Annotated in this window: 13 protein-coding genes; 3 read left to right on the forward strand and 10 right to left on the reverse strand. The window is 52.6% G+C overall.

Annotated elements, in window-relative coordinates:
* Positions 1–85: 85 nt before the first annotated feature.
* The 3 genes from QN359_RS08120 (at position 86) to QN359_RS08130 (ending at position 5,735) form a co-directional block, all read left to right on the forward strand.
* Complete coding sequence (locus QN359_RS08120; protein WP_322248940.1) at positions 86–1,114, forward strand: hypothetical protein; 1,029 nt, start codon at positions 86–88, stop codon at positions 1,112–1,114.
* A gap of 517 nt (positions 1,115–1,631) precedes the next feature.
* Positions 1,632–3,710 (forward strand): methionine--tRNA ligase, encoded by a 2,079-nt coding sequence (gene metG, locus QN359_RS08125; RefSeq protein WP_322248941.1) that lies wholly within the window; start codon positions 1,632–1,634, stop codon positions 3,708–3,710.
* 207 nt (positions 3,711–3,917) lie between these two features.
* Complete coding sequence (locus tag QN359_RS08130) at positions 3,918–5,735, forward strand: aminopeptidase P family protein (RefSeq protein WP_322248942.1); 1,818 nt, start codon at positions 3,918–3,920, stop codon at positions 5,733–5,735.
* A gap of 9 nt (positions 5,736–5,744) precedes the next feature.
* Here QN359_RS08130 and QN359_RS08135 read toward each other — a convergent pair whose 3' ends face one another.
* The 10 genes from QN359_RS08135 to pstS all read right to left on the reverse strand — a co-directional run bounded on the left by QN359_RS08135 (position 5,745) and on the right by pstS (position 18,478).
* Positions 5,745–9,290 (reverse strand): response regulator, encoded by a 3,546-nt coding sequence (locus QN359_RS08135; RefSeq protein WP_322248943.1) that lies wholly within the window; start codon positions 9,288–9,290, stop codon positions 5,745–5,747.
* Complete coding sequence (locus tag QN359_RS08140) at positions 9,287–10,438, reverse strand: FIST signal transduction protein (RefSeq protein WP_322248944.1); 1,152 nt, start codon at positions 10,436–10,438, stop codon at positions 9,287–9,289. The genes QN359_RS08135 and QN359_RS08140 overlap by 4 nt, the downstream gene beginning before the upstream one ends.
* 28 nt (positions 10,439–10,466) lie before the next feature.
* Positions 10,467–11,546, reverse strand: coding sequence for an HD domain-containing phosphohydrolase (locus QN359_RS08145; RefSeq protein WP_322248945.1), 1,080 nt, complete (start codon positions 11,544–11,546; stop codon positions 10,467–10,469).
* A 153-nt stretch (positions 11,547–11,699) separates the two neighbouring features.
* On the reverse strand, positions 11,700–13,010 hold the full coding sequence (gene phoR / locus QN359_RS08150; RefSeq protein ID WP_322248946.1) for a phosphate regulon sensor histidine kinase PhoR: 1,311 nt from the start codon (positions 13,008–13,010) through the stop codon (positions 11,700–11,702).
* A 100-nt stretch (positions 13,011–13,110) separates the two neighbouring features.
* Positions 13,111–13,797 carry a phosphate regulon transcriptional regulator PhoB gene (phoB, locus tag QN359_RS08155; RefSeq protein ID WP_322248947.1) on the reverse strand — a complete coding sequence of 229 codons (687 nt, stop codon included), beginning with the start codon at positions 13,795–13,797 and terminating at the stop codon, positions 13,111–13,113.
* 6 nt (positions 13,798–13,803) lie between these two features.
* The gene (gene phoU / locus QN359_RS08160; protein WP_322248948.1) at positions 13,804–14,517 is read right to left on the reverse strand and encodes a phosphate signaling complex protein PhoU; all 714 of its coding nucleotides are present in this window, start codon (positions 14,515–14,517) and stop codon (positions 13,804–13,806) included.
* A 51-nt stretch (positions 14,518–14,568) separates the two neighbouring features.
* Entirely contained in the window at positions 14,569–15,348 is a 780-nt protein-coding gene (gene pstB / locus QN359_RS08165) for a phosphate ABC transporter ATP-binding protein PstB (protein ID WP_322248949.1), read from the reverse strand.
* 83 nt (positions 15,349–15,431) lie between these two features.
* Positions 15,432–16,304, reverse strand: coding sequence for a phosphate ABC transporter permease PstA (gene pstA, locus QN359_RS08170; protein ID WP_322248950.1), 873 nt, complete (start codon positions 16,302–16,304; stop codon positions 15,432–15,434).
* Positions 16,304–17,248 carry a phosphate ABC transporter permease subunit PstC gene (pstC, locus tag QN359_RS08175; protein WP_322251139.1) on the reverse strand — a complete coding sequence of 315 codons (945 nt, stop codon included), beginning with the start codon at positions 17,246–17,248 and terminating at the stop codon, positions 16,304–16,306. The genes pstA and pstC overlap by 1 nt, the downstream gene beginning before the upstream one ends.
* Before the next feature lie 186 nt (positions 17,249–17,434).
* A complete protein-coding gene (gene pstS / locus QN359_RS08180; RefSeq protein WP_323493236.1) occupies positions 17,435–18,478 on the reverse strand; it encodes a phosphate ABC transporter substrate-binding protein PstS in 1,044 nt (347 codons plus the stop codon).
* Between the last annotated feature and the right edge of the window lie 136 nt (positions 18,479–18,614).

An 18,614-nucleotide genomic window follows, 5' to 3' on the forward strand; every position in this document is an offset into this window, starting at 1 on the left:
CAGGCACGCCACCAAAGCAAGGAACGCTGCGCGTTCCACGCTCTGCCTCCTCGGCCTGAAGGCCGAGGTTTCACGCGCAAATCTGATGAATTCTGTTAATTTTCCGCAAGGTCTTATCACCACAGCAAGTTCACACCTCAGTGCCGTGCTCGAGCATGCGTTTGAACACAGTGCACAGCATCAGGCGGTGTTGGTCTATGACAGTGGCTGTGAATTGGCACAGGTGTTGACAGCTGCTTATCGAATTTGCCTGCCTCAGGCGAGCTGCGTCGATTTTGACAGCACTGCGCCGGCGCAGATTTTGGCTCTGCTGGCGACATTGAGTGCCGGCGACTTGGTGATTCTGATACAGACTACCAATTTCCGCCTCGAAGCATATCGGCTGCGGGTAGAGCTGTTCAAACGTGGACTCAAGGTCATCGAACATCCACACCTCGGCCGCATGGAAGGCCCTGAGATGACTTATTATGTCGATGCGCTGGCGTATGACGTCAGTTATTATCGTGGCGTAGGCCAAGCACTCAAGGACATCATCGATCAGTCTGACAATGCCGTCATCGACAGCGGTGGCGAACAATTGTTTTTCAGCGGTAAATTTGAATCGGCCAAACTCAATGTCGGCGATTACAGCGGCATGCAAAATGTCGGCGGTCAATTTCCTATCGGTGAAGTATTCACTGAGTCAGTCGACTTGCAAGCAGTACACGGACGGGTCAGAATTTTCATCTTCGGTGATACCAGTTTTTCCATCAATCAGCCAGAACAAGCGATCACCTTGATCATCGAGGCCGGTCAAGTGGTGGCGACAGAAAACTCGACGGCCGAATTTGATCTCGTGCTATCCAATATACGGGCCGACGATACCGTAGTGTGGGTGCGGGAATTGGGGTTGGGAATGAATCGCGCGTTCAGCAAGGACAGGACGGTGCGCGACATCGGTACTTATGAGCGTATGTGCGGAATTCATTTATCACTGGGTTCAAAGCACGGCAGTTACGCCAAACCGCATATCAAGCGCGGCGCAGGCCGCCACCACGTCGATGTGTTTGCCGTCACCGAATCGGTGCGATTCAATGACAGGGAAATTTATCGCCATGGTGCTTGGGTAGTCTGACGCTGAACAACTTAATGGATCGTCGCAAAAGGGTATTGAGTCGGTATCATTACCCCAACTGGTGGCCACGTCATTCCTGCGCGCTTTTGGCAGGAACCCAGCGGCGTTCGTGGCTAACTGAAAATGCCAGATATGATCGTGTTTTCAGCGCTGAAAACGACACTGGGTTCCCGCCAAAAGCATGCGGGAATGACGAGGCTGCGGCATGCGGGAATGACGAGGCTGCGGCATGCGGGAATGACGAGGTAGGCGGTGTGTCAGATGTAAAAAAGCTTCCATCAGGCTTTTGCGACAGCCTCTTCAGGCCGGGGTTTCAAACCCTAGTCAGATTTTTAATGAAAAAGATGACGATGCAAAGCGACTTCTTGATCTCTCATTAGTAACATTTATACAAAATCTGACAACACCGATGTTGTTTGATACACAGCCGGGCGGACAATCCGCGGCAAAGCCACGTAGTCTGCGCGTTTCACTGTTAGAATAATGCCCTTGTCCGTTAATCAAAAAGTGCATCATCATGACCCGCAAGCTGTTCGTTACCACTGCCCTGCCCTACGCTAACGCGCCATTCCACCTCGGCCATATCATGGAATATATCCAGGCTGATATCTGGGTGCGGCATAGCCGAATGTCGGGTAACGAAGTGCATTTCGTCGGTGCCGACGATGCGCACGGGGCACCGATCATGATTGCAGCGGAAAAAGCCGGCATTACACCACAACAATTCGTGGCGGAAATTGCGGCTGGTCGCAAACAATACCTCGATGGCTTTCATATTGAATTCGATAATTGGCATTCGACCGATGGGGTCGAGAATCATGAATTGTCGCAGGATATTTATCGCAAGCTCAAAGCGGCCGGCTTCATTACCAGCAAGACGATAGAACAGTTTTATGATCCGGTGAAGAATATGTTTTTGCCGGACCGTTACATCAAGGGCGAATGTCCGAAATGCGGTGCCAAAGATCAGTATGGTGATTCCTGTGAAGTATGTAGCGCGGTGTATGCCCCGACTGAAGTGGTGCGACCATACTCGGTACTGACTGGTGCTACGCCGATCATGAAGTCATCGGAACATTTTTTCTTCAAATTATCGGACCCGCAATGCGTTGAATTTTTACGCGGCTGGGCTTTGCAGGGCAATCGCTTGCAATCGGAAGTGGCGAATAAATGCCGCGAATGGTTGGAAGGAAAAGATGGCGCGCTCAGTGGCTTGAGTGACTGGGATATCAGCCGCGACGCGCCCTACTTCGGCATTGAAATTCCCGATCAACCGGGTAAGTATTTCTACGTCTGGCTTGATGCCCCGGTTGGTTATCTGGCCTCACTGAAGAATTATTTTCAAAAAACCGGACGCGATTTCGATGCCTTCATGGCTGATCCGAGTACCGAGCAAATCCATTTCATTGGCAAAGACATTACATATTTCCATACCTTGTTCTGGCCGGCGATGCTGAAATTTTCCGGTTACAAAATACCTGACAATGTGTATGCACATGGTTTTGTCACGGTTTCCGGTGAAAAAATGTCGAAGTCACGTGGTACCGGCATTTCTCCGCTGCGCTACCTCGACATCGGCATGAATCCTGAATGGCTGCGTTATTATTTCGCTGCCAAACTCAATGCCAAAGTGGAAGATCTCGACCTCAACCCGGACGATTTCGCTGCCCGTGTCAATTCCGATCTGATCGGTAAATACATCAATATCGCCAGCCGCGCCTGCGGCTTCATCAGCAAACGCTTCAACGGTGTTGTCAATACTGCTTGGGCCAGCACCGATGACGCCTTCCTCGCTAATCTGCGTAGCGCGGCCGGCGAGATTCATGCGCTGTTCGAAGCGCGCGAATACGGCAAGGCTTTACGCGCCACCATGGATCAAGCCGACTTGGTCAACGCCTATGTCGATGCGAACAAGCCTTGGGAACTGGCGAAGCAAGCCGAAAATGATGCGCGCTTGCAGGAAGTCTGCAGCCGTTTGCTCGAAGCCTTCCGGATACTGACAATTTTCCTCAAACCAGTCTTGCCGCGCTTGGCAGCCCAAGTGGAAGCACAACTCAACATCGCGCCATTACAGTGGGCCGATGTACATGTGCCGCTACCTGATCAGCACAAAATCGAGCCGTATGTGCATTTGATGCAGCGTATTGATCCGGCCATTTTCGAACAATTGTTCGATGCGCCGACTGTCGCTGTCACGGCGACGGCAACACCAGTTGCAACGACTGCGCCCGATCAGGCGATCGAAGCCTTGGCCGAAGAAATCAAGATCGACGATTTTGCCAAGGTCGATTTGCGTATCGCGAAAATTGTCCATTGTGAGGCGGTGGAAGGCTCTGATAAATTGCTGCGCCTGACTCTCGATGTCGGCGAAGCGAATACACGCAATGTGTTTTCCGGTATCAAATCGGCTTATCAACCGGAACAGTTAATCGGTAAATTCACGCTGATGGTCGCCAATCTGGCACCGCGCAAAATGAAATTCGGTATCTCCGAAGGAATGGTCTTGGCGGCTTCGGCAGCCGATGAAAAAGCGCAGCCAGGCTTGTACATTTTGGAAGCATGGCCAGGTGCGACGCCGGGGATGCGTGTGCGCTGATCCAGACTATTTGCCACTGCGCTGACGCCATCGGACTGTTTGTCCGGTGGCGTTTTTTCATTACGGCAGTCAAATGCCTCGGCCTTATGCATCAGCCATGATGAAAATGCGTGAAATCGGCACAGCTACTTGGCGCGATTTGATTTACAGTATAGCTTCATTGATATATTTACCTTTCCATTCTGCACAGTACAAGAAAGCCTCCCCATGACCAGCAATAAGCCAATTCCCGCCCGTCTGGCGCTGCTACGCAGCCGCATGCGCGAACTCGCCATCGATGCCTGCATCATTCCTTCGGCCGATCCGCATTTGTCGGAATATTTACCCGAATATTGGCAAGGACGGGCGCATTTCTCCGGCTTTCATGGCTCGGTCGGCACGCTGGTGGTCTGCGCAGAAGATGCCGGACTATGGGTAGACAGCCGCTATTGGAGTCAAGCTGAGAAGGAATTGGCAGGCAGCGGGATCGCCATGATGAAAATCCCTGCCGCCGGCGCGACCCTGCATCTGGACTGGCTCAGTACGCAGATGTCGGCTGGGCAGACGGTGGCGGTGGACGGTGCAGTGCTGGGACTGGCGAGCGCACGCATGCTGGCCGCAGCACTCAATGCCGTCGGCGTCAAGCTCGACACCGGCATCGATATACTGGCCGACATCTGGCCAACCCGTGCGGCCTTGCCGAGCGCAGCAGTGTATGCGCACCCGGCACCGTTCGCGGTGAGTTCGCGCAGCGAAAAATTGGCCGAGGTGCGGGCCCAGATGTCGCAACAACACGCCGATTGGCATTTCTTGTCGACTGTCGATGATATCGCCTGGCTACTCAATTTGCGCGGTGCCGACGTCAGTTACAATCCGGTCTTCATCGCCCATGCACTGGTCAGTCACAGTGGCGTGCAAATTTTTGTCGGGGCGGGAAAAATCGCGGACGAACTCAGTGCTGAACTGGCGCGCGACGGTATCACGGTGCTGGACTACGAAGCGGCCGCGCACGCACTGGCAGCATTGCCGGCCACGACCAGCCTGCTGATCGATCCGCGTCGCATTACCTACCGCTTCTTTCTGGCAGTGCCAAATGGGGTGCGGCTGATCGAGGCGATCAACCCTTCAGTGTTTCTGAAATCGCGCAAACTGCCGCAGGAACAACAATTCGTACGCCAAGCGATGGAGCAAGATGGTGCCGCGCTGTGCGAGTTCTTCAGTTGGCTCGAAGTCGCGCTCGAGCATGAAACAGTGACCGAGCTGCGCATTGATGAAGAAATTTGTGCCGCACGCGCACGCCAAGCGCATTTTATTTCGCCGAGTTTCGGCACGATCGCCGGCTTCAATGCCAACGGCGCCCTGCCTCACTATCGCGCCACACCCGAAGCACACGCGACCATCAGCGGGAATGGCTTGCTGTTGATCGACTCGGGCGGCCAATATCTCAACGGTACCACCGATATCACGCGCATGGTTGCGATAGGCACCGTCTCACCTGAGCAGCAGCGTGATTGCAGCTTGGTGCTCAAGGGGATGATCAATTTATCGCAAACGCGTTTCCCACGCGGTACGCCAGCGCCGCAACTCGATGCGATTGCGCGGGCACCGATCTGGGCCGAGGGAATCAATTATGGCCACGGCACCGGCCACGGCGTCGGCTATTTCCTCAATGTGCATGAGGGGCCACAATCGATTTCCGGCACGCTCGCCGAACCGCATACGGCAATGGAGATTGGCATGATTACCTCGAACGAGCCAGGTATTTATCGCCCCGGGAAGTGGGGTGTGCGGATTGAAAACCTGTTACTCAATGTGGTGGCGCAGGAGACCGAGTTCGGTCAATATTTGGGCTTTGAAACGCTGACACTCTGCCCTATCGACAGCCGTTGCCTGCGTTTGGATTTACTGCGTGACGATGAGCTGGCTTGGCTCAATGACTATCATGCGCATGTGCGACTGCGTTTGACACCACTGGTCAGCGGTGCGGCCTTGGCATGGCTGATGCTGCGCACGACAGCACTGAGTCGCCCAACGGTCGTACTGTAGTGATATTGCTTACGGATGCTCGATTAAAAATGCCGTCAGTGCTGAGCGCAGATGTTCTAATTCGGCACTGAGATCGGCCAGCAGTGCGGCGACATCGCTGAAGTCGCTTTGCTTACCGCGGTTTTCCAGCACTTGTGCCAGGCTTTCCATCGGCTGCGCTTGGAAATTGCCGACCACGCCTTTCATTGTATGTGCCGAACGGTGCAAGAGTTCGGCATCATGGCTGGCGATGGCATCGGCTAACTCGCTGATGTACTGATCGCACACATCGAGAAATGACTGGCCGATAATTTTAACGATTTCTTCGTCGGCACCGAGCAGGGCTTGGCGATAGTCGAAGTCTCGGTCGTGCAGCGCGCCGGGTAGCGCGGGAATAGGGGGCGATGTCAGCATGGTAATCTCAGGAACAGGTTTTGTTTGGTATCGGTTGAGCAAGGTTTGCAAGACTTCGGCTTTGAGCGGTTTGGATACGTAATGATCCATTCCGGCGGCGAGACAGCGTTCGAGATCACCGGGCATGGCGTTGGCTGTCATGGCGATAATCGGAATATGGCCGCCACTGGCCAGTTCGGCCGTGCGTATCTGTTTGGTCGCCTCGATGCCACCCATGCCTGGCATTTGCATGTCCATGAGGATGATATCAAAACTCTGCTGCTGGAATTGTTCAATCGCTTGCAAACCGTTTTCAGCAATCGTTGCACTATGCTGCCACTTGCGCAACAAGGACAGCACTAATTTTTGATTGATCAGATTATCTTCGGCGACGAGGATGCGCAGCGGCGCGTAGTTGTACCCCGGCTCTGAGCGCACGATATCGGCTTGGCGCGACGGTGGTTGGCGACCGGAACAGATCGCCACGATGGCGGCAAATAACTCGGCTTGACTGACCGGCTTGTTGATGTAATCGTAAATGCCAGCGGCACGACACCTACGCGCATCTTCACGCGAACCGGCCGAAGACAGCATAAGCGTTTTCTTCAATACCGAAGGATAATTTTTCTCCAGTATCGCTGCCAGTTCAAAACCATCGGCCTCAGGCATACAGACATCGAGCAGCATGACATCATATGGGTGCCAGGCGGCGGCGCGCGCTTCGATGTGCTTCAATGCTGCCGCCGCGGAATCGACGACGTCGACCTGCATGTGCCAATTTTTGAGTGTCGCGGAAAAAAACAAGCGATTGACTGCGTTGTCATCGACGATCAGCGCGCTCAAGCCGCTGAGATCAAGCAGCGTTGACTGCTGAGCTGGGGCTAAGCCGACACCTAAGCCTATGGTGAAGTAAAAACAGCTGCCACGCCCCAACTCACTGTCGACTTCGAGCAAGCCTTGCATGCTCTGCACCAACCGCGAGGAAATACTCAGGCCTAAGCCGGTACCGCCGTATTTACGGGTGGTCGAGGCATCGGCTTGACTGAAGGCTTGGAAGATACTGAGCTGTTTGTCGGCTGCGATGCCGATGCCCTCGTCGCTGACCGAAAAATACACATCGACCACGTCTTCGGCTTGGCGCACCTGTTGTACCTCAAGAACAATCGCGCCACTGCGACTGAATTTAATCGCGTTGCCGATCAAATTATTGAGTACTTGACGCAAACGACCGGGATCGCCCGTCAGCGTCTGCGGCAAATTGACATCGATTTGATAGACCAGTTCTATACCTTTTTCACTGGCTTTAATGGCCAGCGATTTCAAGGTAGAGACGATCAGTTCACGCAGGGAAAAATCGATTTGTTCGAGCACCACGTTACCCGATTCGATTTTAGAAAAATCGAGGATGTCATTGATAATACTCAGCAGCGATTGCGCCGATGAGCGCACCAGATCGAGGTATTCGCGCTGCTCACCGGAGAGTCGGGTATCGAGCGCGAGTTCGGTCATGCCGATGATGCCGTTCATCGGCGTGCGAATTTCATGGCTCATGGTGGCCAAAAATTCGCTCTTGGCCAGATTGGCTGCTTCGGCCTCTTCCTTGGCATGAATCAGCGCCGCTTCGACCACTTGACGGGCACTGATGTCGCGGCAGGAGCCATAAATGCTGCCATCAGGCAAGAGTGAAGCATTTAATTCGACCGGAACCAGTTCGCCGTTTTTCTTCACCAAGCTCATCGTACTCTGCAGCGCTTTGTCGTCGAGTATCTGAAATAGGAAATTATTGCGCGCCCAGTGTCTTTGCTTCTCTGGTAATAAATCGTAAATCGAGTGACCGAGCAATTCTTCGCGTTGATAACCGAGCATGTCCAACACCAAGTCGTTAACATAGACCCAGCACTCATCGACGCCGGCTACAAATACCGCATCGGCGGCGTTATCAAGCAGCATTCTTTGTTTGTTTTCGCTGGCGCGCAAGGCCTTGTCGGCATCGATACGAGCGGAAATATCTTGAAATGCCGCTACTGATCCGAGGATGCGACCATTTTCTATGATGGGTGAAACCACCAAGGAGACCGGAACTAATTGGCCCATCTTATTTTGGAAGCATTCATTATCGGAGCGGAAAATCTCACCGCTGCGGGTGGCATGTAAAATACTGCATTCGTGGTCAGCAATCGGACTGCCGTCAGCCGCAAGCGCGTGAATCGCATCATGGAGTGGCCGACCGACCAATTCATCACCACGATAACCGAGAATTTTTTCCGCTTCCGGATTGAGAAAGGTGCAGATTCCCTCGGCATCAAGGGTATACACGCCTTCACCGAGGGTGTTCATGACGTTTTGCAACAAGACTTGACTGGCTTCAATTTTTTCGCGCAGCAAGAATTGCTCGGTGATATTGGTACGAATCGAGATATATTGATAGGGCTTTCCATCCGTATCGAGGAAAGGTACGATGGTGGCGTTGGTCCAATACAGCACCCCGCTTTTGCTGGCATTGCGTATTTCGCCATGCCACACTTCTCCGCCGGCGATACGGCCCCACATGTCGGCAAAAAATTCTGCTGAATGAAAACCGGAATTGACGATACGGTGGTTTTGCCCCACCAATTCAGCTGCGCTGTATTCACTGATACGACAAAATTTTTCATTGGCATAAATCAACATGCCATGGGCATCGGTGATACTGACGATGGCATGTTGATCGAGGGCAAACTGCTGTTTTTCCACCGCGGCCAAGGCTTGTTGCAACTCAGCGCGGGTGCCGAGCAGCTCGCTGACGAGGCCAGCCAATACTTGACTGAGGCTTTCGAGACTGCTGTCATCATCGAGATGCTTACCCAATTGCGCCAGTACTTGGTTGGTGGCATGCCTGAGGGTTTGCATGACTTGCTTACGCTGTTCCGCGTCGGAACGCAGGGAAGCATTGGCTAATCCCAGCTCTTCCGAGCTCAGTTCCAGGCTCAGCTTGCCAAGTGCGAGATCGCGATCAGACTGCAGATAAGCATCATCGACTTGCCCTATGAAGCCGCGCCAGCCTTGCAAGGCCAAGCGCGCCGTCGGGCTGATGTCAGCGCCCAGCGCTAAGTGCTCCATTTCGTCCAGCAAGGCCAACATCTGCTGCTCCGATTGCACGCCAAACAGGCGCTTGCATTGACGCAGCAACAATTTGTGTTTCATTCAGCACGCTCAGCCAAGCAGGTAATGGTCATGGTTTGATTATGCAAACGGCTGGTTTCAAGCTTATATCCGGGGCAGACTTCGCCGTTGGAATAAAAGCCGCATAACAGGGTGTGTGCGCCGAGAATGTCTTGTACTGCCTCGACTTCTTCATCGATACGCCCGCCCATCACGAGCTTGCGGCCGACGCAACTGACCAGCAAGCCTAAGCGAGCACCTTGGACTGGCGGTAAGTGTTCAATACTGGCCTGGGCCGCGACTTCGGCACCGTCGACCAGGTCATCGGTATGCGCATGCATGAGCCGTAAATAGCCGTCCGGGTTGATGTCACCGGCCAGTATCAGGCTGCCGTCGGTTTCGTTGATCCCGAGGATAGTGCGTATCTGCCCCAAGGATTCGCGCAAATCGCTGAGCATTTCGAATGGAAACAGCAGACCGGAACCGGGCAGATCACTGGCGTAATCACCGAGGTAGCGTTGGTAAATTTCCAGCGCCGGCTTTCCGTCGAGCTCATAGAGGATGTTATCGATGCATTTGGTGACTTTACGCGCCGGCCCGAAGGGCTTCCAACCGCCGAAGCTGCCGTGTGAGAAAACCAGTCGTTCGCCATACAGGCCGACTGCCACGATGCTGGTACTGGAGACGCCGTGCGGTGACAGCGTGTAGGTTTTACTGAACAAACCATCATCGCCGGCCAAACCGCCGGTAATCGGCATGCTGCTGCCAAGTACGCCAGTCAAACCATCGATGAGTGCGCTGCCATTGATGTCAACGCCTTGCCCGAACAACAGCACCGCGCCCAACTCTGGTCCGGCCAATTGCTTGGCCAAGGCTAAGCCGGCCAGTTCGGAATCCTGCATGGCAGACAATTCGGTGCTGACGACCCGCAGTGTCACCGCTTCAAAATGCACCGCCGTGATGACACTCGACTGTTGCGTCACGCCTTGCGCAGAGATTTCACCGGCGGTGCTGCAGCCAACGATTTGCGCCTGCGGAAAATATTTTTGCAGTTCGGGAAAAAATTCGGTACTGCTGGCGTGCTCTATCGAGGCAAACACCAAAATTAACTGCGGCTCGATCAGATTGAGCTCAAGCAGCGCGGCCGCATCAAGCGTAAGGCTATGGCATACAGTTTGTGCAATTTTCATCAGCGGCTCCGAGGATGATGGTCTGTGTTCAAAAATCCCATTCCGAACCGAATTTCTTCAGTTCATTGGTATCTTCGGCATATTGCGCTTTGATTGCGAGAATTTGTTCCCAGCCAGCCTCGAATGCCGCAATGCATGCCGGATCAAAATGCTGCCCGGCTCCATCGAACAAAAAGGTGCGTGCCGTTTCGATGTCCCAGGCGGCTTTATAGGGGCGCTCGGAAGTCAGGGCATCGAAGACATCGGCCACCGCGACGATACGCGCAAACAAGGGAATATCTTCACCAGCCAGACTGTTCGGATAGCCGCTGCCATCGAATTTCTCATGATGAGCGAGCGCGATGAGCGCGCCGGCACTGAGCATTTCAGAAGAACTGCCGGCTAAAATGTCATAGCCGAGCTGTGCATGGCGCTTCATGACGGTGAATTCTTCTACTGTCAATTTACCGGGTTTGAGCAAGATATTGTCGGGAATGCCGACTTTACCGATGTCATGCATCGGTGCTGCTTCGAGCAATAATTGCTGATCAGCAAGCGACAAACCCAGATGTTCGGCGATGATGCGTGAATAATTGGCCATACGCACGATGTGCGCACCGGTTTCAGGGTCACGCGAGTCGGCAGCTTTAGACAGACGTAGAATGGTTTCTTTTTCGCGCGCGCGGATTTCTTGGGTGGCTTTTTTTACTTCCACATCCAGCCAACTGGCACGGTCTTCCAGAAAACGCTGGCCTTTTCGCAAAGCCAGCATATTTTTGGTTCTTGCCAAGAATTCGATTTTATCTATGGGCTTGATCAGGAAGTCATTGGCACCGGCGTCAAGCGCCTGGTAACGCAATTCCAATTCGCTGTTGGCGGTGATCATCAAGACCGGAATATCGCGACAACCATCGAGCGTACGGAAACGTCGAATGAATTCGATACCATTCATGGTCGGCATCATATAGTCGACCATGACCAGATCAGGCACCTCTTGCTCGCACCAAGTTAAGGCGAGATGCGGGTCGATGAAACTGACGGATTGGCAATGCTCTATTTTTTTCAGTAAAAGACAGAGCAGCGTAATATTAATTTGGGCATCATCAATGACCAATACCTTCATCTGCATCGAACATCCTCTCGAGTTGAGCCTACCAGCAAAGCACTGCTGCATCAGGCACACGCGTCCTGCTCCGGCGGCGAACGAAACCGTTCAAGCTGTTTTGAAGTGTAGCGTATTTTCCGTGAACGATAAACTAAGAATAACAATATTTAAAGATTGCTATGCCGTCGCAACTTGAGGAGTAGCAATAATGCCACACGGAAACTGTGCGCTGAATTGACTACCGACATCGGGAGTCGATTCAATCAGCAGTTGTGCGCTATGCCGTAACAAGACATGCTTGACGATGGCCAAGCCCAAGCCGGTTCCTTGGGTTTCACGCGAACGACTCTTATCGACTCGGTAAAAGCGCTCGGTTAAGCGGGAGATATGGTTGGGACTGATACCGATGCCATTATCGCGCACACTGAATTTCGGTCCCGCTTCGGTCATTTGCCAGAGTAATTGTATCTGCCCGTGCTCAGGGGTATAGCGGATGGCATTGGTTACCAAATTGGTCAGGGCGCTGCGGATTTCATCGGTACTGCCGCGGATATCGGGGCCGTCGCATTCGAGTGTGATCTGATGCCGACCGGCCGAAAGCGCGTGCGCTTCTTGCATGATTTGTTCAAGTAAAGCACGCATATTGACGACTTCGGCGCGCAACAGGTGATCCATCGATTCGAGTCGCGTCAGGGTCAGCATATCTTCAACCAAACGCTGCATGCGCTCGCCTTGCTCCGACATCAGTTTGAGATGGGCGTTACGGGTGGGGACGTCGAGATCGGCTTGCAGTGATGCAATTTCCAAAAAACCATTGATCACCGTCAACGGGGTACGCAATTCATGTGAAGCATTAGCGATGAAATCACGTCGCATCATATCGATGCGTTCGGATTCGGTGACATCATGGGTGACCAAAATCTGGCGCCGGTTTTCGAACGGGATGATGTGGGCGATCAGTTTGCGGTCGCGGAAAGACAGGGTTAACGGCGTTTCATAGCGACCAAGGATGATGTAATCCATGAATTGCGGACTGCGCACCAAATTGGTAACGCGCATGCCTTTGTCTTGGCTCAAGCTCAGTCCGAGATGGCGTTCGGCCGCCGGATTACACCATTCCAAAAATAAGACATCATCCATGATGACCACGCCATCTGGCAGCAAGGTCATGGCTTGGCGAAAGCGTGCCAGCCATTCGGTCAGTTCAGCCTGACTTTTTTCATCGCCGCGTCGCAGTTTGTAGAGGCGCGAAAAAATATCGGTCCAGGCCCCCCAGCCATCGGGCAGACGTGCGCTGCTCGGATGATCGAGCCATTCAGCCAGCCTTTGCAAATAAAACAGTTGAACCAGTACCAACACCAACATTGCCAGCATACCGACGATCAGACCAGCGGTCACACCCCAGAAATAACAGGAAAATACGGTGGCGAGCAGCACCAACAGGATGCGAACCGAATTGGAAATCCAAAAGACCAGACGTTGAGACATGTAAAATCCTGCGCGGTTGATGAGGTGGCACAATACAGCTGTGGACTGACAATGCGCCGCGCTGGCCGCCGATCTTAAGCAGAACAGCGATCAGCGATATTTATTTTTCAGACAACATGTAACCGACACTGCGTACGGTTTGGATCAAACCTTCCGCTGTTTTTAATACTTTGCGTAAGCGTAGCACATGGACATCGACGGTACGCTCTTCAATGACGACGTGGTCACCCCATACTTTATCGAGCAACTGGCTGCGCGAGAACACGCGCTCGGGATGGGCCATGAAAAATTTCAGTAATTTGTATTCGGCGTGGCCAATATCGACTTTCAAACCATCGATCTTCACCGTGCAACTGACCGGATCGAGCACTACCGGGCCGGCCTGCAAGGCGGTTTGTGCATGCTCCGGGCTCTTGCGGCGTAACAAGGCTTTGATCCGTGCGGTCAGTTCGCGCGGCGAAAATGGTTTGGTGATGTAATCGTCGGCGCCATGATCGAGGCCGGCGATTTTATCTTCTTCCATGCTTTTCGCCGTCAACATGATGACGGGAATTTCATTGAACTGGCGATCCGAGCGTATTTTTGACAGCAAGCGCAAACCGCTTTGATCCGGCAGCATCCAATCGAGCAGGATTAATTGCGGCGTGCGGCGTTGAACAAAATCCCAGGCGTCGGCGGTATTGTTGACGGCGAAGGTGTTCCAGCCTGCCGCGCGCAGCGTAAAACTGACGAGCTCGACGATGGCCGGCTCATCTTCTACGATCAATATTGTGGTATCAGCAGCCATTGTCTCTTATAAACTCTTTTTATCCTGTTTGCTCGTAACGTAATCCGAATGCCGAATGTCTTTACCTTCGACGATATAGATCGTGTATTCAGCGATATTTTTGGCATGGTCGCCGACCCGTTCAATCGCTTTGGCAACCCACAGCGTATTGAGCGAGGAGGAAATCGTGCTCGGATCTTCCATCATGAAGGTGATCAGATTGCGCATGATGGAACGGAAATCGTTGTCGATCAATTCGTCATGGGCGATCAATTGCACCGCCTTGGCTTCGTCTTGACGAGCGAAGGCATCGAGTGACTGATGCAACATGTCGGCGACGCTGCTGGCCAGCACCCGCACGGTTTCATAACCGCTGAACATCGGTGTGCCACGGCGGTTCGCATTGGCATCTCTGGCGATGCGGGCAATTTTGGTCGATTCGTCGCCGATCCGTTCGAGGTCGGTGATCACTTTACCGGTGGCCATGACGGTACGTAAATCGTTGGCGGCTGGCTGACGTTTGACGATCAAATGGCTGCACATATCGTCGAGCAACACTTCGAGGCGGTTGACTTCGAGGTCAGATTGAATCACCGCTTCGGCTTGGTCGACGTTACCGGTACGAAAGCACGACATGGCATCATGGAAATGACTTTCCACCAAGCCGCCCATCAGCAAAACCTTGGAACGTATCGTTTCGAGGTCCATATCATACTGTTTTGAAGAATGTTCGCCTGTCACTGGGATCTCCCTGAATGTTGTGGGGCCGCGCGCGGCGCGGCCGATTTAGTATCAGCCGAAACGGCCAGTAATGTAGTCTTGTGTTTCTTTCTTCACCGGATTCATGAAGATATGATCGGTTTCACCGAATTCGACCAATTCACCAAGATACATGTAAGCGGTATAGTCGGAGCAACGGGCCGCTTGCTGCATATTGTGTGTGACGATGGCAATCGTGTACTCTTCTTTGAGTTCACTGATCAATTCTTCGATTTTCACGGTGGAAATCGGATCAAGTGCCGAGGTCGGTTCGTCCAGCAATAAAATTTCCGGTTTCACCGACACGCCACGGGCAATACACAAACGCTGTTGCTGACCACCAGACAAGCTCAAACCACTTTTATTAAGCTTGTCTTTGACTTCGGTCCAGATAGCCGCTTTACGCAGCGCCCATTCAACCCGTTCGTCCATCTCGCCTTTGGAGAGATTTTCATACAACCTGACACCGAAGGCGATATTGTCATACACCGACATTGGAAACGGCGTCGGCTTCTGAAATACCATGCCTACTTTGGCACGTAACAAATTGATATCTTGATCGGCATCGAGGATATTCTTGCCGTTATAGATAATGCTGCCTTCAGCGCGCTGGCCCGGATATAAATCATACATACGGTTAAGCGTACGCAGCAGCGTCGACTTACCACAGCCGGATGGACCGATGAAGGCGGTGACTTTTTTGTCGTAAATATTTAAATGAATATCACGCAAACTGCGTGTGGCACCGTAAAAGAAATTCAAGCCGCTGATGGCGATCGCGGTTTTTTGTGTTTGCTCGTTTGAAGTCGTCATAAAGTACCTGAATTAAACTGCCCCCGCCCATGCCGGGTAAAATCGTTCACACCCGAACTGACGGGTGTGAAGTCGAATGATTATTAATGATTTACTTTTTGATTGAAGATGGTGCGAGACAAAATATTCAATCCGAGCACACTGAGGGTGATCAGCAAAGCGCCGCCCCAAGCCAGGTCACGCCAATTGTCATACGGACTCATGGCAAACTGGTAAATCACCACCGGCAGATTGGCCATCGGTTTGTTCATATTGCCGTTGAAGAATTGGTTGTTCAAGGCGGTAAACAATAATGGTGCGGTCTCGCCGGAAATTCTGGCCACGGCCAACAAGATACCGGTCATGACGCCAGCCTTCACCGCACGTAAGCGTATCAGCAAGGCGACCTTCCAACGCGGTGCCCCGAGTGCGAAGGCCGCTTCACGCAAGCTCGCCGGTACCAGACCGAGCATATTATCAGTGGTGCGTACTACCACCGGAATGGCGATCAGCGAGATGGCGATACTGCCAGCCCAACCGGAGAAATGGCGCACGTTGGCGACATAGATCGCGTACACAAACAAGCCGATAACGATCGATGGTGCCGACAACATGATGTCGGTGACGAAGCGGGTAATACTGCCGAACCAGCTCTTATCGCCATACTCGGCCAGATAAATACCGGCCAAAATACCGATCGGTGTCGAGATCAGGGTGGCACTGCCAACCATCATGAAGCTACCGACGATGGCATTCATCAAGCCGCCGCCGTCACTACCCGGGGCCGGGGTCGACTCGGTCAACATGTTGAGGTTGATGGCAGAGAAACCCTTGATCAGCAGGGTGAACAAGATCCACATCAAAAATACCAAACCGACCGCCATCGCCATCGATGACAGAAAGATTCCCAGACGGTGCACCATCAAACGGCGGCGGTAGACCGGATTGGCCGCACTGATGCTGATAGAATTTTGCATTATTTCGTTCCTTCTTTGCGACTCAGGCCGAGCAACATCAGTTTGGCAGCCGAGAGGACGATGAATGTGATGACGAACAAGATCAAGCCAAGCAAGAACAGCGAGGACACATGGAGTGTGGTTTCGGCTTCGGCGAATTCATTGGCCAAGGTCGACGCGATACTGTTACCGGCGGAGAACAAGGACCAAGATAAGCGGTGGGCATTACCGATAACGAAGGTGATGGCCATGGTTTCGCCGAGTGCGCGACCGAGGCCGAGCATGACGCCACCGACTACACCGATTTTCGTATACGGTAAAACAATCTTGCGCACCACTTCCCATTTGGTGCAACCGAGGCCGTAGGCCGACTCTTTCAGTACCGGCGGCACGACTTCGAACACATCGCGCATCACCGAAGTAATGAAAGGAATGATCATGATGGCGAGGATGATGCCGGCGGCCAAAATACCGATGCCTATCATCGGACCCGAAAACAAAATGCCGACGATGGGCAACTGCCCCAACGTCGCGTGCAAGGCCGGTTGGACGTAGTCGGCAAACAGCGGGGCAAACACAAACAAACCCCACATGCCGTAAATAATACTGGGCACACCGGCCAATAATTCTATCGAGGTGCCGAGCGGGCGCTTGAGCCAAGCCGGGCAAATTTCGGTGAGAAACAAGGCGATCCCGAAACTGATGGGGAAAGCGATCAATAAGGCGATGATCGAGGTAGCGAGCGTACCGACAATGGCGATCAAACCACCGTATTTGTCATTGACCGGGTCCCACTCTACCGTGGTGACGAAGGCCAAGCCGAATTCGCGCATGGCCGGCAGGGCGTTGACGAATAAGGAAAAAATAATGCCTAACAAGACAATCAACACCAAGGCAGCGAAGCTCAGTGTGAGTTTATGAAAAAAGAAATCTTGCCAGCGCTGGCGGCGCATGACGAGCGCCATCTTGGCATCACTGAGCTTGGCAGCGAACGGAAAAGGAAGGGCTTCAGGCATAGCAATGGATGCGGTCATAATGACGGATGGGGTATTGGCGGGCATATGTGCTTTTCAGCAAAAGGCCGAAAACACGAGGTTTTCGGCCTGACAAACAGGTTACATCAATAAATTAATGATGCAACAATTGGAAAGTTACCAAACAGCTTTACCGGAAGCATCCTTGATTTTTGCTTTCCAGTTATCTTCGATCAGTTTCACTACCGGTACTGGCAATGCGACGTAATCGAGGTCAGCAGCCATAGCGCCACCGTTTTTATATGCCCAGTCAAAGAATTTCAACACTTCTTTACCTTGCACGCCATCAGCTTGGGCTTTGTGCATGAGGATGAAGGAAGCGCCAGTGATAGGCCAAGTGGCTTTACCCGGTTGGTTAGTCAAAACCAAGTACATGCCCGGTGCTTTGGACCAGTCGGCATTGGCAGCAGCAGCCTTGAAATTCGCATCATCCGGCTCAACAAATTGGCCATCTGCATTTTTCAGCATGGTGTAGACCATTTTGTTTTTCTTGACGTAGGCGTATTCCACATAGCCGATCGAGTTTTTAATGCGCTGTACGTTGGCGGCGACGCCTTCGTTACCCTTGCCACCCAAACCAACCGGCCATTTGACGGCAGTCGAAGAACCGACCGAAGCTTTGAAGTCGGCATTGACTTTGCTCAGGTAATCAGTCCAGAGGAAGGTTGTGCCGGAACCGTCGGAACGGTGAACGACCGTGATTTCTTCGTCCGGCAATTTGATGCCAGGGTTGAGTGCGACGATTTCCGGCGCATTCCATTTGAGAATTTTGCCAGAATAAATGCCAGCCAAGACATCGCCAGTCATTTTCATCGTACCAGGAGCAACGCCCGCCAGGTTGACGATAGGTACGACGCCGCCGATAATGGCTGGAAACTGCGTCAAACCTTCAGCATCGAGCTCTTCAAGCTTCAGGGGCATGTCAGAGGCACCGAAATCGACTGTATGTGCTTTGATTTGCTTGATACCGCCGCCAGAACCGATCGATTGGTAATTGAGGCCAATGCCGGTAGCTTTTTTGTAGGCTTCGGCCCATTTGGCGTAAATTGGGTACGGGAAGGTCGCGCCGGCACCGGTAATATCAGTAGCATGGGCTAACGAAAAACAAAACGCCATACTGGCCGCTGCGATCAGGGATTTCACAATACGAGATTTAGACATGTTCACCTCAGGGTTAAAATAAGTTGCTTTCCACGTGAATGCACTCTACAAGTCAATTGTGACAGGATCATGACGACTTGAAATATACTTGAAATATTTAATTTTTGACCACTTTTCTGTCATAAACTTGTCATGT

Origin of the sequence: Undibacterium sp. 5I2, from assembly GCF_035019605.1 — a bacterium.
Taxonomy (GTDB): Bacteria; Pseudomonadota; Gammaproteobacteria; order Burkholderiales; family Burkholderiaceae_D; genus Undibacterium.